18 protein-coding genes and 4 tRNA genes are annotated in these 19,410 nt (G+C 66.6%); 6 read left to right on the top strand and 16 right to left on the bottom strand.

Annotation, left to right across the window (positions count from 1 at the left end; all coding sequences use genetic code 11):
• Positions 1 to 23: 23 nt before the first annotated feature.
• From VX037_RS03440 to VX037_RS03485, 10 genes are all read right to left on the bottom strand, one after another.
• Entirely contained in the window at positions 24 to 899 is an 876-nt protein-coding gene (locus VX037_RS03440) for an oxidoreductase (protein WP_328713209.1), read from the bottom strand.
• A 74-nt stretch (positions 900 to 973) separates the two neighbouring features.
• A complete protein-coding gene (locus VX037_RS03445) occupies positions 974 to 2,674 on the bottom strand; it encodes an adenylate/guanylate cyclase domain-containing protein (RefSeq protein ID WP_442903632.1) in 1,701 nt (566 codons plus the stop codon).
• 186 nt (positions 2,675 to 2,860) lie between these two features.
• The gene (locus VX037_RS03450; protein ID WP_235725793.1) at positions 2,861 to 3,409 is read right to left on the bottom strand and encodes a YceI family protein; all 549 of its coding nucleotides are present in this window, start codon (positions 3,407 to 3,409) and stop codon (positions 2,861 to 2,863) included.
• Positions 3,410 to 3,527: 118 nt separating this feature from the next.
• Positions 3,528 to 4,286 carry an SDR family oxidoreductase gene (locus VX037_RS03455; RefSeq protein ID WP_287016289.1) on the bottom strand — a complete coding sequence of 253 codons (759 nt, stop codon included), beginning with the start codon at positions 4,284 to 4,286 and terminating at the stop codon, positions 3,528 to 3,530.
• Positions 4,283 to 5,080: an enoyl-CoA hydratase/isomerase family protein gene (locus VX037_RS03460; RefSeq protein ID WP_287016288.1), complete on the bottom strand. Its 798-nt coding sequence runs from the start codon at positions 5,078 to 5,080 to the stop codon at positions 4,283 to 4,285. The genes VX037_RS03455 and VX037_RS03460 overlap by 4 nt, the downstream gene beginning before the upstream one ends.
• 100 nt (positions 5,081 to 5,180) lie before the next feature.
• Positions 5,181 to 5,783, bottom strand: coding sequence for an NUDIX hydrolase (locus tag VX037_RS03465; RefSeq protein ID WP_372475368.1), 603 nt, complete (start codon positions 5,781 to 5,783; stop codon positions 5,181 to 5,183).
• Between the two features lie 90 nt (positions 5,784 to 5,873).
• Positions 5,874 to 6,905: a hypothetical protein gene (locus VX037_RS03470; RefSeq protein ID WP_328713255.1), complete on the bottom strand. Its 1,032-nt coding sequence runs from the start codon at positions 6,903 to 6,905 to the stop codon at positions 5,874 to 5,876.
• A 140-nt stretch (positions 6,906 to 7,045) separates the two neighbouring features.
• Positions 7,046 to 7,453: an STAS domain-containing protein gene (locus VX037_RS03475; RefSeq protein ID WP_235725791.1), complete on the bottom strand. Its 408-nt coding sequence runs from the start codon at positions 7,451 to 7,453 to the stop codon at positions 7,046 to 7,048.
• Positions 7,454 to 7,644: 191 nt separating this feature from the next.
• Complete coding sequence (locus tag VX037_RS03480; RefSeq protein ID WP_328713212.1) at positions 7,645 to 8,397, bottom strand: 3-hydroxybutyrate dehydrogenase; 753 nt, start codon at positions 8,395 to 8,397, stop codon at positions 7,645 to 7,647.
• Entirely contained in the window at positions 8,394 to 9,776 is a 1,383-nt protein-coding gene (locus VX037_RS03485) for an MFS transporter (protein ID WP_328713214.1), read from the bottom strand. Before VX037_RS03485 ends, VX037_RS03480 begins: the two co-directional genes overlap by 4 nt.
• Before the next feature lie 117 nt (positions 9,777 to 9,893).
• Here VX037_RS03485 and VX037_RS03490 point away from each other — a divergent pair, with 117 nt between their 5' ends.
• Positions 9,894 to 10,862 (top strand): LysR family transcriptional regulator, encoded by a 969-nt coding sequence (locus VX037_RS03490; RefSeq protein WP_328713216.1) that lies wholly within the window; start codon positions 9,894 to 9,896, stop codon positions 10,860 to 10,862.
• A 2-nt stretch (positions 10,863 to 10,864) separates the two neighbouring features.
• On the opposite strand, the gene VX037_RS03495 is transcribed toward VX037_RS03490, so the two are convergent.
• From VX037_RS03495 to VX037_RS03505, 3 genes are all read right to left on the bottom strand, one after another.
• Positions 10,865 to 10,938, bottom strand: a tRNA-Phe gene (locus tag VX037_RS03495).
• A gap of 39 nt (positions 10,939 to 10,977) precedes the next feature.
• Positions 10,978 to 11,051: transfer RNA gene (locus VX037_RS03500), tRNA-Asp, on the bottom strand.
• 53 nt (positions 11,052 to 11,104) lie between these two features.
• Positions 11,105 to 11,177 (bottom strand) — tRNA-Glu (locus VX037_RS03505).
• A gap of 189 nt (positions 11,178 to 11,366) precedes the next feature.
• Between VX037_RS03505 and VX037_RS03510 the strand changes: the two genes are divergently transcribed.
• Together VX037_RS03510 and VX037_RS03515 are read left to right on the top strand one after the other, a co-directional pair.
• A complete protein-coding gene (locus tag VX037_RS03510; protein ID WP_235725787.1) occupies positions 11,367 to 11,831 on the top strand; it encodes a hypothetical protein in 465 nt (154 codons plus the stop codon).
• Between the two features lie 77 nt (positions 11,832 to 11,908).
• Positions 11,909 to 11,984, top strand: a tRNA-Lys gene (locus VX037_RS03515).
• A 222-nt stretch (positions 11,985 to 12,206) separates the two neighbouring features.
• On the opposite strand, the gene VX037_RS03520 is transcribed toward VX037_RS03515, so the two are convergent.
• Positions 12,207 to 14,078 (bottom strand): NHL repeat-containing protein, encoded by a 1,872-nt coding sequence (locus VX037_RS03520; protein ID WP_328713218.1) that lies wholly within the window; start codon positions 14,076 to 14,078, stop codon positions 12,207 to 12,209.
• Between the two features lie 290 nt (positions 14,079 to 14,368).
• Here VX037_RS03520 and VX037_RS03525 point away from each other — a divergent pair, with 290 nt between their 5' ends.
• The 3 genes from VX037_RS03525 to VX037_RS03535 are packed head-to-tail and all read left to right on the top strand — an operon-like array spanning position 14,369 to position 17,249.
• Positions 14,369 to 15,109 (top strand): (Fe-S)-binding protein, encoded by a 741-nt coding sequence (locus VX037_RS03525; RefSeq protein ID WP_235725770.1) that lies wholly within the window; start codon positions 14,369 to 14,371, stop codon positions 15,107 to 15,109.
• Between the two features lie 59 nt (positions 15,110 to 15,168).
• Positions 15,169 to 16,617 (top strand): LutB/LldF family L-lactate oxidation iron-sulfur protein, encoded by a 1,449-nt coding sequence (locus tag VX037_RS03530; protein WP_287016341.1) that lies wholly within the window; start codon positions 15,169 to 15,171, stop codon positions 16,615 to 16,617.
• Positions 16,614 to 17,249 carry a LutC/YkgG family protein gene (locus VX037_RS03535; protein ID WP_287016284.1) on the top strand — a complete coding sequence of 212 codons (636 nt, stop codon included), beginning with the start codon at positions 16,614 to 16,616 and terminating at the stop codon, positions 17,247 to 17,249. Before VX037_RS03530 ends, VX037_RS03535 begins: the two co-directional genes overlap by 4 nt.
• Here the strand turns inward: VX037_RS03535 and VX037_RS03540 are convergent.
• Together VX037_RS03540 and adhP are read right to left on the bottom strand one after the other, a co-directional pair.
• Complete coding sequence (locus VX037_RS03540; protein ID WP_287016283.1) at positions 17,236 to 18,156, bottom strand: alpha/beta fold hydrolase; 921 nt, start codon at positions 18,154 to 18,156, stop codon at positions 17,236 to 17,238. The two genes, VX037_RS03535 and VX037_RS03540, sit on opposite strands and share 14 nt — an antisense overlap.
• A gap of 57 nt (positions 18,157 to 18,213) precedes the next feature.
• Positions 18,214 to 19,245 (bottom strand): alcohol dehydrogenase AdhP, encoded by a 1,032-nt coding sequence (gene adhP / locus VX037_RS03545; protein ID WP_235725766.1) that lies wholly within the window; start codon positions 19,243 to 19,245, stop codon positions 18,214 to 18,216.
• Positions 19,246 to 19,410 lie beyond the last annotated feature (165 nt).

Below are 19,410 nucleotides of genomic sequence, written 5' to 3' on the forward strand. Positions count from 1 at the left end.
ACACTCGGCTGGCGCCTCGTTCCTCAGGCCACGAAGTCGGTCTTCGTGAGCTGTTCGGACATCGTCCACAGCTTGTCTCGAACACCGGCGTCGTCAGCACGCTTGTGGTATCCGGAGACACCCGGGGCCCCGCGGCTGCCGAACATCTCGGTCGGACCGTAAAAGGTGCCGTTTGTGGCGTCCGGCGATGTCGCGGCGTACAGCGTGGGCAGCGCACCCTCGGCGGCACTCTGCGCGAAGATCTTGTTGCCGAACTTCATGAACACGTCCTCGACCGTCTCCGATCGCCCCTGTAGCTCTGTGGCCGCGTAACCGGGATGCGCGATCATCGAGCTCGTCGACGACCCCGCCGCGGCGAGCCGCTCGGACAACTCCTTGCCGAACATCAGATTCGCCATCTTTGAGTCCCCGTACGCACGCCACCGGCGGTATCTGCGCGCCTCCCAGTTCAGATCATCGAGGTCTATGCGTCCGATCTGATGCATGGATGACGAGAGCGTGACCACTCGGTCGGCGATCTTGGGCAGTAGCAGCGCGGTCAACGCAAAGTGTCCGAGATGATTGGTGCCCATCTGCATCTCGAATCCATCGGCGGTGCGGCGCATCGGAATCGCCATGACCCCGGCATTGTTGATCAGCACGTCGGCACCATCGCAGCTGTCGGCGAACGTCCGTACCGATGCCAGATCAGCCAGATCCAACTGTGCCACAGTCGCATTCGGACCGATTTCGGCTGCCACCGGCTGTGCCTTGTTGACATTGCGGCACGCCAAGGTCACGGTGGCACCGGCCTTTGCCAACGCTTTCGCCGTCTCGGCCCCCAGACCGCTGTTGGCTCCGGTCACCACGAACCGGCGCCCGGTCTGATCCGGGATGTCCGCGGTCGTCCACTTGCTCATCATGCCTCCCCATCGATGCTGTGCGCTGACTGCCAGCGACGCTATGGCCTCCGACCAACGTCGTCAACGAGCGATCACAACTGCCCGGTGACCCGGCGCGCCGGCCGGAGCAGACCGGCCACCACCGTGCCGATCGAGATTCCCGGCGGGCGCGTGGCAATCGAGCGCGGCGCGAACACCTGAGTCGGCTCACTGCGACCGCGCAGTGACCGTGTCCCCACCGGAATCCACTCACCTGCCTCGTCGTCGGTGGCGCAGGCCAGCGCCGCACCCGACGCCATCACCGAGCTGCCGGACTGTTTGGCCAGATCCGACAACCGCGCGCTTTCGTTCACCGCGTCGCCGATCACCGTGTACTCGTAACGGGTCTCGGCGCCGATGTTGCCGGCGAACACCGTTCCGTAGGAGATACCCATTCCCCACCCGATGTCGAGTTCGTCCTCCAACCGATCGGCGAGGTCACGCGCCGCGGACAGTACCGACGTGGCAGGGTCGTCGAGTTCCACCGGCGCGCCGAAGATCGCCAGCGCCGAGTCGCCTTCGAACTTGTTGACGAAGCCGTGATGGCCGTCGACCACGTCGGCAACGATGGTGAAGAAGTCGTTGAGCAGCTCAGCGGTGACCCTCGGATCCTGCCGCGCGGCCATACCGGTGGAGTCGATGATGTCCACGAACAGCACACCGACCGTCGCGTTGACTCCCCGCATACCCTCGCCGTGTTCGAGTGCCTGCGCCGCGACGGTGTCGCCGACATGGCGGGCGAAGAGCTGCCGCATCCGCTCGCGCTCCTCGAGTCCGATCACCATCGTGTTGAAGCCGTGCTGCAGCACGCCGAGTTCGGAGGAGTCGTAGACAGGCACCCGGACGGTGTAGTCGGCCGCGTCCACGCGCGTGACCGCATGGTGCAGATCGCTGAGCGGGTCGGCGATGGAACGACCCACGAGGGTGATCACCCGGATACCGGCGACCAGCGCCACCACCCCGAGGATGATGATCGTCCAGTCGACCGGACCGCTGACCGGCGGGAGCATGTCCAACCATCGCCCGAGATTGAGCAGCAACAACCCGAACATCGGTACGGCGGAGCTCACCAGCCACACCGCGATCATCCGGCTGCGGACACCGTGAAAGACGTGTCGCGCCGGGAAGTCACGGAAGGCGACTACCGCCAGCGGTCGGGCCGCCCGTTCGGCGAACAGATAGGTGATACACGAACTCGACATCGCCGCGAGTAGAAAGGCCGCGGCGACCCCGGCCGTGCGCGACGACGACGGGTCGTCGGCGACGACGGCGTAGGAGCCGACGGCGGTGGTCCAGGCGGCCAGCGTGGCGATCACCTGATTGCGCGGTATGTGACGGATGGCTGCGCGGCGAGCACGATCGGCGGGTATTCCGCTCACGAACCAATCGACCTGCGGTTTGATCAGTAGGACGCCGAACAGCATGTTGGTCAGCGTGCCGACGATGATGCCGGTGAGCACTGCCGGGAAGTTGGGGGCGCCGACCGTGCCCTCCAAGGTGAGCTGACTGCCGTTGTACGCCAGCTGCACCAGCAAAAAGGTCTCGATGCCGATCGCACAGTTCGTACCGATCAGCGCGATCGCGGCGGCTGCGGTCGCCCGCCGCGACATGCGGGCGCGTTGTGTGCGGGGCAGTTCTGCGAGGTCCCGAACGTTGGTGCCGCCGTGGCGGCCCCACAGGTATCGCGGCAGTGCCTCGCCGTGGATGTACGGCCACGCCCGTTGCAGGGCGGCGTGGCCGAGTGGTCGCGCCATGACGGCCACCTCCTGCGCCGGTAGGTACCTGCAGGGTACCCATGACCGACGGCGGCGGGCAGGGGACCGAGGTCCCGGATGCCCCCGGCATGCAGAACGGCCGGCTCCACGGCCTCGGGGGATGAGGGGTTCAGGTGTGGAGCCGGCCGACGCTCCGGCCGATCGGGCCGGACGTTCGTGATCGGATCAGGCAGGCTGGTTGGCCTCGATCTCGAGCGTGATGGTGACCTTGTCGCCCACCACGACGCCGCCACCTTCGAGCGGCATGTCGATGTCGATGCCGAAGTCCTTACGGTTGAGGACGGTGCTCGCCTCGAAGCCGGCGACCGCGCCGTGGCCCATGCCGGGGTTCGTGCCGTTGAACTCGAGGTCCAGTTCGACCGACTTGGTGACGCCCTTCAGGGTGAAGTCACCGGTGAGCACGTAGTCGTCGCCCTTGGGAGCCACGCCGGTCGAGACGAAGGTGGCCTTCGGGAATTTCTCGGCGTCGAAGAAGTCGGCGGACTTGATGTGTCCGTCGCGCTGATCGTTGCCGGTGGTGATCGAGGTGACGTCGATCTCGGCCTGCACCGAGGGGGTGCCGTCCTCGGCGATGGTGATGGTGCCCGAGAAGGTCTCGAAGTTGCCGCGCACCTTACTGACCATCAGGTGCTTGACGGAGAACGCGACGGCCGAGTGAGCCGGGTCGATGGTCCAGGTGCCGGTTGCGATGGGGGCGGCTACGGCTGCGGTCATGGTGATACCTCCAATGGGTGTGGTCTTGGGTCTGGTGGGCCCTTTCGACCCAACACCACCTTAAACGGACCGCAGTCCGATTACATTCCCGGGCCGGCAAAAAACTTCCGGGGCAATGTCAGCGCGTGGTGGAGATCCCTCCATCGACCGGGATCACTGCGCCGGTGAGGTAGCTACCGGCCCTGCTCGTCAGGTACACCGTGGTACCGATCACGTCATCGGCCCGGCCGATACGACCCAGCGGAGAGGAGGCCGCGATCTCATCGCCACGTTCGGCGAGGAAGTGAGCCATCATGCGTGATTCGAACGGGCCGGGCGCGATGGCGTTGACGGTGATGTTGCGCGACCCGAGATGTCCGGCGAGGTGTCGGGTCAGTTGGTGGACGGCGGCCTTGCTGGCGGAATAGGAGTACGACTCGGTCTGCGGGACCCGGATGCCGTCGATGCTGCCGATCATGATCACGCGCGCTGGGTCGTCGACGGTTGCAGACGCCAGCAACTGCGGGAGCAACGCCTGGGTGAGGGTGAAGGGCGACTGCACGTTGAGATCAAGGACCCGGTCCCACGCCGAGTCCGGGAAGTCCTCGATCGGCGCACCCCAGGTGGCGCCGGCGTTGTTCACCAGGATGTCGAGCCGATCCACCTCAGCGCCGACCTGCGCGGCCAACTCCCGGCACCCCTCGGGGGTGGACAGGTTGGCCTGGATCGCACCGAGGCCGGCGGCGCGGGCCTCGGCCAGCGCGGGTTCCTTGCGCCCGGCGATGATGACGCGCGCCCCGCGATCGGCCAGACCGTGCGCGATCATCGCGCCGATCCCGCTGGTGCCGCCGGTCACGAGCGCGGTCTTGCCGCTGATGTCGAAGAGGTCAGTGGTCATCGTCGTCGGTACTCCGGTCGTCGTTTCTCGAGGAACGCGGCGGTTGCCTCGTACCGGTCGTCGGTCATCGCGGTGATCATCTGTTGTCGGTTCTCGAACTCCACCGTCGCGGAGAACGAGTTCGACTCGACCGCCGCCCACATTCCCACCTTGGTCATCTCGACCGACAGCGGCGGGTTGGCGAGGATCGATTCGGCCGTGGCGATCGCCGCGGCCAGCAGGTCGGCCTGCTCGACGACGTCGACGAGCAGGCCGTACCGCAACGCGTCGTCGGCGTCGAACTTGCGGCCGGTCAGCATCAATTCGTGTGCGCGGCCGGTGCCGACCAGTCGCGGCAGCAACCAAGACACCCCGATGTCGCAGGCGGAGAAGCCCGCGCGGATGAAGCCGACCGCGAAGACGCTGTCGGTGGACCCGATCCGGATGTCGCTGGCGCACACCAATGCCAATCCGCCGCCGGCCGCCGCACCGTTGACGGCCGCGATGACCGGTTGGCGTAGACCGTGCAGACGGCGCGCCAGACCGGCGATGTCCTGCTGGCGTTCAAAACTCGCGATCATGACGCCGTCGTCGACCGAGTCGTCGTCGCCATACCCCCGCAGATCCAATCCGGCGCAGAACGCCCGACCGGCGCCGGTGAGGATCACCACGCGACAGTGCTGGTCCCGGTCCAGCTCGTCGAGTACAGCCGTGAGATCGCGCACCAACGCGGCGTTCAGCGCGTTCATCGCGTCACGGCGGTCCATCGTGACGATGGCGATCTCCCCGCGATGCTCGACAGCCACCGTCGTCATCGGCCGGCTCCGGTCATGTCGTGGATCACATACGTGGTCATGCTGTCGTTGGTACCACCCCCGGCGCCACACCTAGGACCGAGGTGGCGAATCCGGTGTCCTAGCGCCAGGCGAAGACGGGCTGCTCGAACCCGTCGACGCGGGTATGCCGTTCGCGCAGGACGACTTCGGCAAACTGATAGATCACCGCCGCAGTCGGTGCGTGGACCAACGCACCGACGATGGGCAGCTGGATGACGGGACGGTCCGATTGCGGAATGGTGAGGAATCGCGGCTCGACCATCAATTCGTCGAACGTGACGAAGAAGAGTTGGGCGACCTCGTCCGGGTTGGGGTCGGGAACGTGCGTCTGATCGGACCAGCAGACGACCGGCGTGATCACGAACCCCGATCGGGTCGGGTAATCGTCGAGCATGCCGAGCACACTGTCGGCCGGCAGCTCGACGCCGATCTCCTCGTGTAACTCCCGCAAGGCGGCCGTCGGCTGGTCCTCCCCCGGGTCCAGTCGCCCGCCCGGTAGTGCGTACTGCGCCGCGTGACGGCGCATCGTTGCGGGCCGCTTGGTCAGCCAGATCCCCTGCTGTCCGTCCTGTTCGGCGATGGTGATGGCCACCGCCGCCGAGCGTGCGTCCGGCAGGTCGGCCGTGTGTCGTCGAAATCCGGAGATCCGCGCGGCAACGGCGGCGCGATCGAGAGTGCTCACCTTCCCAGTTGACCACGCCCGGCGCTCGACCAGGATGAGTGCGTCCACATGGGAACTGACATCCACGGTGGTTGCTTCCGGGTGTGAGAGTCAGATCCGCGCGTTGTCGTGGGCGGAGGTCCGCCGTCCGAGGTGGTAGCTGATGACCGCCAGGCCGAACAGCCCGACACCGAGATTGATCAACGCACCAAACCCCTCAAGGGCGAAATCGACCAGGGCGTTGGTCACGGTGAACACCAAGGCGGCCATGCGGAGCGACCGCAGCGGCCACACGCTGTCGGTGCGACGACGTGCGATCATCGCCGGCAACGACAACCCGAGGGTGGCGATACCGCTGACGAACAGAATCCAGTTCGCCGTTGGGTTGCGGCTGATCTCGAAATAGAGGTCGATGTCCCCCATCTCCCTCGTGTTGAACGTCCAGGCGAGGACTCCGAGGACAAATGTGAATGCCGAACTGGCCACCAGCAACCACCCCACCACCGGCACCCAGCGCGGGCTGCGGAAGAAGTCGGGAATCAGCCCGGTCGCCCGATCACGCAGCCGCATCAGGCGATCCGGCGTGTCCGCGCTCGCATCCAGCAGTCCACGTATGTGACCGATCGCCGTCGGGTCGGCGCCCCGGTCTTTGGCTACCTCGAGGAAGCCGACCGCCTGCCGGCGCCTGCGGGCGGGCAGACCATGTGAGATACCGTCGGCGGCGATCGTGGCGGCGTTGGCCATCGCTTCGGCGACTGTCGGCTTCTTGACGTCGCGGACAACACGACTGATCACCAGCACCGCGACGACCAGGATGTACATGATCTCGGCCGACGGTCCATAGAAGTAGTCGTTGTTCTTGGTGATGAACTTCCCGATTTCATCCAGGAACAGCCCGAAGCCGATGCCGCCCATCACGATCGCGGTGACCCGGGTGGCCGGACCCAAGAAGAGCCAGCCGATGATCAGCGCCAGCATCATCAGCGCACCACCCCACAGGGCGTGCGCGATGTGCAGCGTGCCGCCACCGACCTGCGGATAGCCGGTGAGCTGCAGGTAGAGCCGAGTCACCAAAATCGTGCCGATGGCGAAGATCAAGAACCATTCCACCGACGTGGTGCCGTAGATGCTGCGGATCATCACCGCATTGGCCCTATTGCGCGTCGGTCGCGATGTCGTAGGTCGCGAGGTCATGGACGCAGTATCGCGTGCACCGGTCGGGCCGGGCGGGCGTTCACGCGATCAGGCCGTGCGCACGGCCCTGCCGGTACACGCTAACGCGACTACCGCGTGTCGACCACCAGGCCTCCGGCGCCGAAGAGGTCGAAGAGCAGGCGCGTGGCGCGAGCCGGGGCGACGACGTCGACACGACCGGCGGCGACCAGTGGATGCTCGGCAATCGTGCCGACCGCGCGCGGGCTCATGAAGGAGACGTCGGCGAGGTCGACCATCACCCGGGCGTACCCGGCGCCGGCGCGGGTCATCGCGCGCTGCAGATCTCCGCATGCCGCGAGGTCGATCTCACCGGTCACCCGCAGCCAGACGGTGCCCGCAGAGCGTCGTTCGACGGTGAACTCGTAGAGCGGAACCGTGTGCTGCCGGGGCGTTTCCGCCGAGCCGATGACATCGAAGACGTCGATCGCGGGGATCGTGTCGCTCTGGTCATCGGTCGGAAAAGGAGCAATGGTCATGGCGTCACCGATCGTCGCAGGGGCACTGATCCGCCGTCACGGACGTGCTCTACGCCAGATCCGCCGGTAACCAAAAACTACCGGCGGGATCGGACACGCACGCACGCGCGGGACATCAGTGATACCGCACCGAGATGACAAGTCTCGAAACGGTAACGGAACGTCCCTCGACATTCCAGGCCCCCGCCCGTTCAGCGGGCACTCCACCCGCCGTCCATCGGATACGACGAGCCAGTCACCATGGCGGCAGTGTCGGATGCCAGCCACGCAACCAACTCGGCGACCTCACTGGGCCGCACGAGACGCTTGATGGCGCTCTCGGTGAGCATCACCTTCTCGACAACCTCACCTGCGTCCATGCCGTGCACACGCGCCTGGTCGCTGATCTGCCGGGCCACCAGCGCGGTCTCCACATAGCCGGGATTCACGCAGTTGCTGGTGACCCCACGTGAAGCGCCCTCCAGTGCAACGGTTTTCGACAACCCTTCCAGCGCGTGCTTGGCGGTGACATAGGACGACTTGTAGGCCGACGCCCGCAGTCCGTGGATTGACGAGACGTTGACGATCCGGCCGAATCCGCGCCCATACATCCGCGGCAGCGCGGCACGGATCAGCAGGAACGGGGCCTCGACCATCACCCGCTGCATCCGGCGAAAGGTGTCCGGCGCCATCTCCTCGATCGGCGCGACCGATTGAATACCCGCGTTGTTGATGAGGATGTCGACATCCAACCGGAGGCCATCGAACTGTTCGGTGTCGCAGAGGTCGACGTGCCACGCCTCACCGTCGAGATCGGCCGCGACCTGTTTGGCACCGACCTCGTCGATGTCGGCGACGACGACGTGTGCGCCACGCTCGGCGAGGGCGCGGGCACAGGCCTGCCCGATGCCGCTCGCCGCACCGGTGATCAACGCGCGTCGCCCGGCAAGCTCCGCCGTGCTCATACCGACACCCCTTCCCGGCGTGGCGCGACGTGGAGGAACTGCGCCGCATCGGCGTCGTCGATCGACTGCAGGGACAGTCCTCTGGTCTCGCGCGCCGCGATCACCGCGATGATGGTGACGACACAGGCCGCGGCCAGGTAGATCGCGATCGGCACCGACGAGTCGAACCGACTCAGCAGCGACGCGGCGATGATCGGCGCGAGCGATCCGGCGACGATCGAGGTGACCTGGTAGCCAAGGGAAACGCCGGAGTACCGCATTCGGGTGGGGAACATCTCGGCCATCATCGCGGGCTGCGGCGCGTACATGAAGGCATGGAAGACCAGGCCGCTGATGATCGCCAGCATGATGACGCCGTAATGGCCCGTGTGCATGAGCGGGAAAGCGAAGAATCCCCAGGCGGCGGTCGTCACCGCCCCGAACAGGTAGACCGGCCGGCGGCCGAGACGATCGGCCAGTCGTCCGACCATCGGGATCACGGCGAGGTGAACGGCGTGGGCCGCGAGCATCCACCACAGGATGTCGGCGGTGTCGGCGTCCACGACGACCTTCAGGTAGGTGATCGAGAAGGTCACGACGAGGTAGTACATGATGTTCTCCGCGAAGCGCAGGCCCATCGCGGTGAACACGCCACGGGGGTAACGCTTGAGCACCTCGATCGCGCTGAACGAGGATGTCTTGATCTCCTCGGCCTCGCGTTGTGCGGCGACGAAGATCGGCGCGTCGGTCACCTTGGTGCGCACGTAGTAGCCGACCAGCACGATGACCGCCGAGAGCCAGAAGGCGATACGCCATCCCCAGCTCAGGAATGCGCTGTCGGGCAAGGTGGTGGTGAGCACCAGCAGCACCACTGTCGCGACAAGGTTGCCGACGGGCACGCCTGCCTGAGGCCACGATGCCCAGAACGCGCGGGATCGGTTGGGGCTGTGCTCGGCCACCAACAACACGGCCCCACCCCACTCACCCCCGACGGCGAAACCCTGGATGAACCGCAGGGCGACGAGCAGCGCGGGCGCCCAGTAGCCGACCTGGCCGAATGTCGGCAGACATCCCATCAGGAAGGTGGCCGCTCCCACCAGCACGAGACTCAACTGCAGCAACTGCTTGCGCCCGTACTTGTCGCCGAAGTGACCGAACACGACGCCGCCGAGCGGCCGGGCCACGAAACCGACGGCGTAGGTGACGAATGCGGCGATGACGCCGTCAAGCTCGTTGCCGGTGTCGGGAAAGAAGACCTTACTGAAGACGAGGGTGGCTGCGGTGCCGTAGAGAAAGAACTCGTACCACTCGACGACCGTGCCGGCCATGGACGCGGCGACGATACGACGCAGGCCCGACCGTTCGTCGCGCGACGACATCGCAGGTTCTGCACTGGACATGCTCACTCCTTCGCGGGGATTTCATGTGATTCGGGTCACGTGTCGCTCGAGTATTGAATGAACATGGATGCGCATGCAATGACCAGATCGGCGATGGGTATCTGCAAAAATGCAGATATGCCTGCTGACTTGCCGAGCCCGGACGACCTGCTGGTTCTTCTCGCCGTGGGTCGCAGCGGGCGCTACACCTCTGCCGCGGACACGCTCGGCCTGAACCACACCACCGTCGCGCGTCGGATCGAATCCCTCGAACGCACGATGGGCGGCCGAGCACTCGCCCGCGGCGCGGGAGGCTGGGAATTGACCGATCTCGGTCGGCAGGCGTTCGCCGTCGCCGAGCGCATCGAAACTGCCCTGCGGGCACTCGAGGCCGACATCGATGGATCGCCGAGCCTGAGTGGCGTGGTCCGGATGTCGGCCACCGACGGGTTCTCCGCCTACCTCGCCACACCCGCCGCAGTGTCGGTGCGGCGGCATCATCCGGCAGTGAGCGTGGAGATCGTCACCGCCACCCGACTCGCGTCGCAGCACCGCACCGGCCTCGACATCGAAGTCGTCGTCGGCGAGCCGCATGTGCACCGCGCCGAGGCGATACGTCTCGCCGACTACCGCCTCGGTCTCTACGCCTCGCGCGGCTATCTCACCGAACACCAGACACCCACCGGCCCCGAGGATCTCACTGCTCACCCGCTGATCTACTTCGTCGACGCAATGCTGCAGGTGGACGATCTGGATCTGGCCCGGACCCTGGTCCCCCAGATGCCCGAATCTGTGACGTCGACGAACGTGTTCGTGCACGTCGAAGCCACCCGCGCGCACGCCGGCATCGGACTGCTGCCGTGCTTCATGGCCGACCGGCACGACGATCTGGTCCGCGTGCTACCCACTGTCGGAGCCGAACTGACCTACTGGCTGGTGACGCGGACCGAATCGGCCCGGCGCCCGGAAGTCGCCGTGGTGGTCGACGCCATCCGCGCGATCGCGGACGCGCGGCGAGCCGAGTTGTTGGGTGAGCCCTCCGGAGCGGTTGCCGCGAACGCGACCCCTGACAACACAAAACCCCGGAGTGATTTCCGGGGGTTGTGACGTGGCCAGGGCCGGGATCGAACCGGCGACCTTCCGCTTTTCAGGCGGACGCTCGTACCAACTGAGCTACCTGGCCGGACGGCACCCGAACCGAATGCCTATCGCAAGAGACTTGCGACCCTGACGGGACTCGAACCCGCGACCTCCGCCGTGACAGGGCGGCGCGCTAACCAACTGCGCCACAGGGCCATGTTCTGTTGTGTTGCACTCTCTCCGACCCCCGCGAAGGATCCGAGCAAGCGTACCCCCTACGGGATTCGAACCCGCGCTACCGCCTTGAAAGGGCGGCGTCCTAGGCCGCTAGACGAAGGGGGCCGGTTCTCCGTGAGGAGGTCTCCGTTGGGAGCCGACTCAGCTTAGGACACTCTCTCGACAATTCACAAATCGGGAGGTCGGACGCTGTTTCCACGCCATCACAGCGGTCGTGTGGAAGCCACGTCTTCGCGTCCCCCGAGTGGCCACCCTTCGCTGAAAACGATCCGGCATTCATGATAGGCAAGAGAGATGGGGGAACAACTCTTCGTGCGCCCGGTCGACCCGTCGACGAACGGTCGGACGGCACCGTTCGACGACGCATCGATCCGAAGTTTCGTCGCACGACACCTGCTCCCGATCGCCACGGCCGACCTCGACGCCGACGATGCGCCTCCGGTGGACGGAGGTCGCCGAGTCGCCGGGACCACTTACGTCGACAGGTCGGGGATACGGGTGGACATCGGCCCGGAGGCGATCGTGGTGCACGAATCCGGCCACGCAGCCGAGCAGACGATCTTCGCCGCCCTGACCGAGATCGGGGGCATCGCGATCGACCCCGAGCAAGCACTGGCGATCAGCTGCGACGTGACCTGGCTCGACGCCACATATAGCCCGATCGACACGCTGGTTGTGGTGTCCACTGCCACCGAGTTGAGTGCGGCGATGCGCACAGTCCTCCCGGAAGCCGGCATTGTCGACGGTCGGCGGCGATGAGCGGCGCCGACGACTAACCCGACGACGGTGCCGTCGACGATGCCTGTAAACTCGTCGTCGCCCTGCCCGCAGGGCACGCCCCTATAGCTCAGTTGGTAGAGCTACGGACTTTTAATCCGCAGGTCCCAGGTTCGAGCCCTGGTGGGGGCACCATCGTTGTCGGCCGACGTCGGCTACGTTCCCGATCCGGCCAGTGGTCACCGCCACCGGGCCACGGGCAGGCGCCGACCCCGGGCTACGGTCAAGCCCGTCCCCTGCTACATCGGTCTGATCGTCAGTGCTTCGATCGCGACGTTGTATGACTCCATCTGCCCGACGCACACCATGAGGCAAGGATGAGACCGGTGACAGCGATCATCCCGTGCCCTGCGGAAACTAGTGCTGAACCGGCGCAGCCATTCCCAGGAAGGCGACGATGTGGTGGCCACCCGGGTTGCTCTGGATGGGCACCTCGTCCCAGTTGTTGGCGACCCACACATTGCCCGACTGATCCACCGCCACACCGGTATTGCGGACAAGTCCGTCGAAGGCATAGCCGGTGATCTCCGGCGAGATCGGCGCTCCGGTCCTCTTGCCGGGCGGGCAGGTCCGGGTGTTGACGCCGCAGAAATGTGACAGCCGTTTGCCACCGAAGTTGGCGACCCACACATTGCCGTCACCATCGGTCGCGATTCCCCACGGCAGAGTCGCGCCGCCACCGTAGAACGGTCCGGCCACCGGCTGTCCGTCCGGGCTGATCAAGCTGACCGAGCCGATCGTGGACGGTGTGCTGGGCCGCTCGGGGCACGGCAGGGTCACCGCCCCCGAGTTGGCCACCCACACGTTCCCGGCCTTGTCGGCCGCCACCCCCATAGGCTTCTGGAACATCCCGGTCAACGGGGGCCGCACGGGCTTACCCGTGTAATCCAACACCGCGACATTGTTGCTCTCCATACCGCTTACGAAGACATGCCTGCCGTTGTCGACCACACCGAATGCCTGCTTCAGTCCGGCGTCGATGGTGCGTGCGCGGGACCGGTCACCATCGGGGTACACCGTGACCGTGCCCGACCCACAGTTGGCCATCCAGAGACTGCCGCGCCGGTCGAAGGTCATGCCCTGCGGCCAGTCCAGGCGTCCCTGCGTGTACCCGGTGGACGGCGAGATCGGCTGCCCCTGTGGAGTGAACTCGGACACCGAGTTGTGCGGTGGCTGATCGGGGCACCCGGGTGCGGCGAATCCGTAGTTGCTGGCCCACACGTTGCCCGACGGGCCGAGCGTGACACCGAAACCTGACCCCGAAAGACCACCGCCCCGGTACGGTGATCCGTCGACCATCGCGCCGTCAGGTCCGAACTTGAACAGCATGTCGCTGGCACACACGGGAACCCGCCGGTCCGAGTTGTAGACGTAGTTGTTGTTGACCCACAGGTTGCCCTCCGGATCGATGGCGAAGTTGCCGGGACCGTCGATCAGGCCGCCGCCACCGTCGAAGCGCAGCGCCAACGTCCAGGACGTGGGCGGCAGGGCGACACCCGGCCCGAACACCGGCCGGGTTTTGGCCAGGGCGAACAGCTCCAGTGCCTTGTTGCCCGGGTTGCGGGTGATCGAGGCGAACGCCCGCAAGCTGTCCGGCGGCACCGGCCAACCCGGGGTGGTCGCTGCAGCACGCAGGGCGTCACAACCCGATGTCGCCGCGACGCAGGCGGCGAGCATGTTGGTCATCGAGGTGAAGGTGGCAAGTGTCGAGGTCTGTCCGCCGTTGGGTGAACTGGTGATCACCCGGCCCAGCCGGCCGGTCGCGACATCGACCAGGTTCGGCACCATCGACGCGGCATTGACCACGCCCGGCGCGCGACCGGTGATGCCCGCCGTGCCGAGGAACTGCGCCATCGCCACACCGGTCGCCACCGTGGTGCGCTCGTTGAGCACCACCCGTCCAGAATGGCCGGCCGGCAGCACGGTGGCGAAGGTCGGCCGGTTGCCCTGCCCCGGCGCCTTCGCAGTCAGATACAGCACGGCACCCGGTCCCGGACTCGCGGACACCGGCACGACAAAGGATCCGTTGGGCGACGTGGTCGCGCGACCCACCACCCGCGCGGCCTGCGATGGCGACCCCGACATCGCAGCGGTGACCGCCCACCCGGCGCCGTTGCCGGTCGACGGGTTCACCGCCCCGCCCACCGAGTCGCCGGGCACACCAAAGGCCGGGACCGTGATGCTGCCGGCCAGCACCACGGCCAACGCGGCGATCAGCGGAGCAGCCAAGCGATATCGCTTCCTCGAACCACCCTCACCTGATTGACTGGTCTGCGATCTGACGGAAACATGAGAGCCGTTGGTACGCAAGGTGAAACCGCCTTGTATTCCGGCGCGTCGGGGACTGCTCGCGACTGACGCCGTGCTGAGGATGACCAATTCGGTGCTCTCGCATGGTAAACGACTGCCCTACATTTTTCGCCACAAACAGCCAAATGCACGTAGACCGGACGTGTGGGGTCCGGCGCACATTCGGCCATCGGGCTGCGCTCGTCCACCGGGTGAGGGATGATCGCAGAATGAGGGTCGCCCTGTTCGCCACCTGCTTCAACGACACGATGTGGCCGGGCACCCCGAAGGCCACGGTGCTGCTGCTCGAACGCCTCGGTGTCGATGTGGAGTTCCCTCTCGAGCAAACCTGTTGTGGGCAGATGTTCACCAACACCGGCTATGCCGACGAGGCGATCCCCGGTGTCCGCCGCTTCGTCGATGTGTTCGCCGCGTACGACGCCGTGGTGGCCCCCTCGGGTTCCTGCGTCGGCTCGGTGCGCCACCAGCACCGCCTGATCGCCGACCGGGCCGACGATCACACACTGCGCTCGGCCGTCGACACCATCGCACCAAAGGTGTATGAGCTCAGCGAGTTCCTCATCGACGTGCTCGGAACAGTAGACGTCGGAGCTTATTTCCCGCATCGGGTCACCTATCACCCGACGTGCCACTCCCTGCGGATGCTGCGCGTCGGGGACAAGCCGTTGCGACTGCTGCGGGAGGTTCGCGGCATCGACCTCGTCGAATTGCCCGAGGCCGAGCACTGCTGCGGCTTCGGGGGCACGTTCGCGATGAAAAACGCCGACGTCTCGGTCTCGATGGGATCGGACAAGTGCAGCAATGTGAAACGCTCCGGCGCCGAGGTGGTCGTCGCCGGTGACAACTCCTGCCTGGCACACATCGGCGGACTACTGAACCGAGAACGGTCGGGCATCCGCACGATGCATCTGGCCGAGATCCTGGCCGCCACCGAGCGGGAGCCGGTGTGAGCGCCCAGTCGACGACCGGCGGTCATCCCCATGTCGGGGTGACCACCCAGTTCGTCGGCATGCCGACGTTCCCGGACGCGGCGCGTTCGGCGTTGGCAGACGCCACCCAGCGGCGCAACCTCGCCCACGCGACGGGGATCATCCGAACCAAACGTGCCGAGGTCGTCGCCGAGCTGGACAACTGGGAGCAATTGCGCGCCGCCGCAGCAGCCATCAAGGACCGGACCCTGCGACATCTCGATCAACATCTGATGCGGTTCGAGGCAAACGCCACTGCCGCCGGCGCGGTGGTGCACTGGGCTCGTGACGCCGAGGAGGCCAACCGCATCATCATCGACCTCGTGCGCGCGGCCGAAGCCGACGAGGTGGTGAAGGTGAAATCGATGGCCACCCAGGAGATCGAGCTCAACGAAGCACTCGCCGATGCCGGAATCGACGCCTGGGAAACCGATCTCGCGGAGCTGATCGTGCAACTCGGCGACGACTGGCCCAGTCACATCCTCGTGCCCGCGATCCACCGTAATCGAAGTGAGGTCCGGGAGATATTCCGGCATCGCATGGGTCAGGTGGGACGGCCCGCTCCCGACGACCTCACCGATGAGCCACGCCGGCTGGCCGAGGCCGCTCGGCTTCACCTACGGGAGAAGTTCCTTCGGGCGAAGGTCGGGATCAGCGGCGCCAACTTCGCGATAGCCGACACCGGTAGCCTCGTCGTGGTGGAGTCCGAGGGCAACGGCCGGATGTGCCTGACCTTGCCCGAGACGGTGATCTCCGTGGTGGGTATCGAAAAGCTGCTACCGACCTGGGCAGATCTCGAGGTCTTTCTACAGGTGTTGCCCCGCTCGAGCACCGGCGAGCGGGAGAACCCGTACACGTCGGTGTGGACAGGGGTCACCCCCGGCGACGGGCCCCGCAACGTGCACATCGTGTTGCTCGACAACAATCGCAGCACCGTTCTCGCCGACGAAGTGGGTCGCGATGCGTTGCGGTGCATACGCTGCTCGGCGTGCCTCAACGTCTGCCCGGTGTACGAGCGAACCGGTGGGCACGCCTACGGTTCGGTGTATCCCGGCCCGATCGGCGCGATCCTCACCCCGCAACTGCGCGGCACCGGTTCGGCCGTCGACGCCTCATTGCCCTTCGCGTCGAGCCTCTGCGACGCATGCTCGGATGTGTGCCCGGTCGCCATCCCCATCCCAGAACTGTTGGTACATCTGCGCACCCGCGTCGTCGACGAACATCGGGGCGGCATGCCTACCCCCGAGACGGGGGCGATGAAGGCGATGGCGTGGATGTTCGGGAGTCATCGCCGACTCGAGGCCGCACAGCGGGCGGCGACGGTGGGCAACCGCCTGCTGGGCCGCCGCGCGAGCATCGGCGCGCTGCCCGGTCCGCTCGCGGGATGGAGTTCGGCCCGCGACATCCCGGTCCCGCCGGCCGAATCCTTCCGACAGTGGTGGAAGCGCGAACGGTCCGAGAAGGCCGATGAGCCCGGGGCCGCCCAGTGAACGCCCGCGAGGAAATCCTCAGCCGGGTCAGAGCCGCGCTCGCCGACGTCACCGATCCCGATCCCGCCGAGACGCGGGTGGACTGGTCCTACGGTGAGATCGTCGACACCGGCGACCTTCCGGTGGTCGACCGTTTCGCCGAGCGCGTCGCCGACTATCGCGCTGCCGTCGAACGCGTCGCAGAGCACGAGTTGGCGGCCGCCGTCAGCGCGGCCCTGTCGGGGGTGGGTGGCCCGATCTTGGCCGACGACACGGTGCGCCGCCGCCTCGACCTCCCCACGCTCGACTGGCTCGACGACGATCAGCTGTCGCCCCGCGAACTGGACCGCGCCGGAGCCGTGGTGACGACCGCCGCGGTCGGAATCGCCAACACCGGCACCATCGTGCTCGACCACAGCTCCGGACAGGGCCGGCGGGCCTTGTCGCTTGTGCCGGATGTGCACGTGTGCATCGTGGATGCCGACCAGGTGGTCAGCGACGTCCCGGAAGCGGTCGCTCACCTCATCGGGATCGGTGCGCAGAGCCGCCCGCAGACCTGGGTCAGCGGCCCCAGCGCGACCAGCGACATCGAGCTGGACCGGGTGGAAGGCGTCCACGGCCCGCGGACCCTGCACGTGGTCATCGTGGACTGAGCGAGGCATCCTCCGGCGTCGGGGGTACCGGCGCACCGGCGTCCTGCACCGCATCGACCGCGTCGACGAACGGCGGGATGAAGAACTGCGCGCCCAACACACAGCACGCGTGCCCGCCGTCGACCTCGAAACGGCGAGCCGCCGGGATGCCGTCTATCAGCAGTTGCTGGCGCGCAGGCTCCACGACACGGTCACGCACCGAGACGACCACCGACGTCGGGACATCGATCTCGGCCAGCCAGCCGCGGGAGTCGAAGCCACCCAAGCCCTCCCCGAAGTGGCCCAGGTGCGACAGCGGGGTGGAGAAGAACTGCCGCAGCGCCCACACCGAGGTGTGACCGACGGGATCGTCGAGCCGGTTGAGCCGTGGTTTCGGGAGTGCCCGGTACATACCGGTCATCAGTCGTCCGGTGCGATGCGATTGGGCGCGCAGGTCCGGGTCGTTGGTGCTGAAGTACGGGCCCGTCGAGCACAACACCAATCCCGAGACCCGCCGGCGATGGCGTCGCCAGACCAGTTGGGCGATACCGCCACCCATGGAGAAACCGGCGGCGGTGAACCTCTCGATGCCGAGTTCGTCGGCGAGGGCCGCGACGTCGTCGGCGCAGTCGCGCAGATCGAACCGGTCGGATCGGATGCCGCGGCCGTGCCAGCGCTGATCCATCGTGATCACCCGGTATCGCTTGTTCAGCTCCGGGATGACCGGATACCAGCAGAGCAGCCCGGTGGTCAGCACCGAGTGCAGCAGAAACACCGCGGGTGCATCGCGCGGTCCGGAGTCGGTGACGAACACCGGGCCCCGGTCCGGGAGCTCGACCATCGTCCCGGACGGGACGTCGCGCGCCGGATACGGCCGCAGCACATGACCGAATGCCCGACCCACGCCGCGGACGAACTGAGAACTCATGGACTCGACGCTACGCGCTTTCGGTTGAGAATCTGCTGTGCTCACCTCAGCGGACGCTCACCGATAGTCGATGACCATCCGACCCTCGATCGCACCCTTCTCCATCCGCCCGAAGACCTCGTTGATCTCGTCGAGTCGCATCGTCGCGACGGTCGGCTTGATCAGCCCGCGTGCGTAGAAGTCGAGCGCCTCGGTCATGTCCTGCCGGGTACCCACGATCGAGCCCCGGATGGTGAGTCCTTTGAGCACCACGTCGAAGATCGGCGCGGGGAAATCGCCCGGCGGCAGGCCGACGAACACGATGGTTCCGCCGCGCCGGGCCATGCCGATGGCCTGACCGAATGCCTGCGGATGGACTGCGGTGACGAGCACGCCGTGGGCGCCACCGGTCTGTTCTTGCACCGCGACCGCCACATCAGTGGTCTTCGCGGCGTTCACGGTCACCTCGGCGCCGAGGTGGCGGGCGAGGTCCAGCTTGTCGTCGGCGATGTCCACGGCCGCCACCCGCATGCCCATCGCCTTCGCGTACTGCACGGCAACGTGACCGAGTCCGCCGATTCCGGAGATCACCACCCACTGCCCGGGTTTGGTGTCGGACACCTTGAGCCCCTTGTAGACGGTGACCCCGGCGCACAGGATCGGGGCGACCTCCACCGGGTCGACCCCATCCGGGATCCGCGCGGCGAATCGCTCGTCGACGAGCATGTGCGTCCCGAAGGACCCGTTCACCGAGTAACCACCGTTGCTCTGCTTCTCGCACAGCGTCTCCCAGCCTGTCCGGCAATACTCGCAGCTCCCGCATGCCGACCACAGCCACGCGTTGCCGACCTTGTCGCCCACCATCAATTCGGTGACGCCGGGGCCGAGGGCAACCACCGTCCCGTAACCCTCGTGCCCGGGCACGAACGGTGGTGACGGCTTGACCGGCCAGTCGCCGTGTGCGGCGTGCAGGTCGGTGTGGCAGACCCCTGAGGTCTCCAGTTTCACCAGCGCCTGGCCGGGGCCCGGTTCGGGGAGGTCGAGTTCGGTGACTTCGAGCGGATCGCCGAACGCGGTGACCACCGCCGCTGTGAACTTCTGATCTGACATCTCACACCACCTGTCGTCTCAACGGATCCCCCGGACGCTTCCAGTCTTCGCGATCCGGGCCGCGGCGGGCGCGGTTTCGGGTGAACAATCGGTTCAGGCGGAACCTCGGCGGCTCTCGAATCGGCAGCGAAGAGCAGGCCGCGTGATCCACAACACACGCGAACG

It is taken from the genome of Gordonia sp. Z-3 (assembly GCF_036233855.1).
In the GTDB taxonomy this organism is placed as follows: Bacteria; Actinomycetota; Actinomycetes; order Mycobacteriales; family Mycobacteriaceae; genus Gordonia; species Gordonia tangerina.

Excerpts from the sequence above, each read along its gene's own strand:
- VX037_RS03440 (WP_328713209.1), bottom strand. The coding sequence starts at position 899 with ATGAGCAAGTGGACGACCGCGGACATCCCGGATCAGACCGGGCGCCGG.
- VX037_RS03445 (WP_442903632.1), bottom strand. The coding sequence starts at position 2,674 with ATGGCGCGACCACTCGGCCACGCCGCCCTGCAACGGGCGTGGCCGTAC.
- VX037_RS03450 (WP_235725793.1), bottom strand. The coding sequence starts at position 3,409 with ATGACCGCAGCCGTAGCCGCCCCCATCGCAACCGGCACCTGGACCATC.
- VX037_RS03455 (WP_287016289.1), bottom strand. The coding sequence starts at position 4,286 with ATGACCACTGACCTCTTCGACATCAGCGGCAAGACCGCGCTCGTGACC.
- VX037_RS03460 (WP_287016288.1), bottom strand. The coding sequence starts at position 5,080 with ATGACGACGGTGGCTGTCGAGCATCGCGGGGAGATCGCCATCGTCACG.
- VX037_RS03475 (WP_235725791.1), bottom strand. The coding sequence starts at position 7,453 with ATGACCATTGCTCCTTTTCCGACCGATGACCAGAGCGACACGATCCCC.
- VX037_RS03480 (WP_328713212.1), bottom strand. The coding sequence starts at position 8,397 with ATGAGCACGGCGGAGCTTGCCGGGCGACGCGCGTTGATCACCGGTGCG.
- VX037_RS03485 (WP_328713214.1), bottom strand. The coding sequence starts at position 9,776 with ATGTCCAGTGCAGAACCTGCGATGTCGTCGCGCGACGAACGGTCGGGC.
- VX037_RS03490 (WP_328713216.1), top strand. The coding sequence starts at position 9,894 with ATGCCTGCTGACTTGCCGAGCCCGGACGACCTGCTGGTTCTTCTCGCC.
- VX037_RS03510 (WP_235725787.1), top strand. The coding sequence starts at position 11,367 with ATGGGGGAACAACTCTTCGTGCGCCCGGTCGACCCGTCGACGAACGGT.
- VX037_RS03525 (WP_235725770.1), top strand. The coding sequence starts at position 14,369 with ATGAGGGTCGCCCTGTTCGCCACCTGCTTCAACGACACGATGTGGCCG.
- VX037_RS03530 (WP_287016341.1), top strand. The coding sequence starts at position 15,169 with ATGCCGACGTTCCCGGACGCGGCGCGTTCGGCGTTGGCAGACGCCACC.
- VX037_RS03540 (WP_287016283.1), bottom strand. The coding sequence starts at position 18,156 with ATGAGTTCTCAGTTCGTCCGCGGCGTGGGTCGGGCATTCGGTCATGTG.
- adhP (WP_235725766.1), bottom strand. The coding sequence starts at position 19,245 with ATGTCAGATCAGAAGTTCACAGCGGCGGTGGTCACCGCGTTCGGCGAT.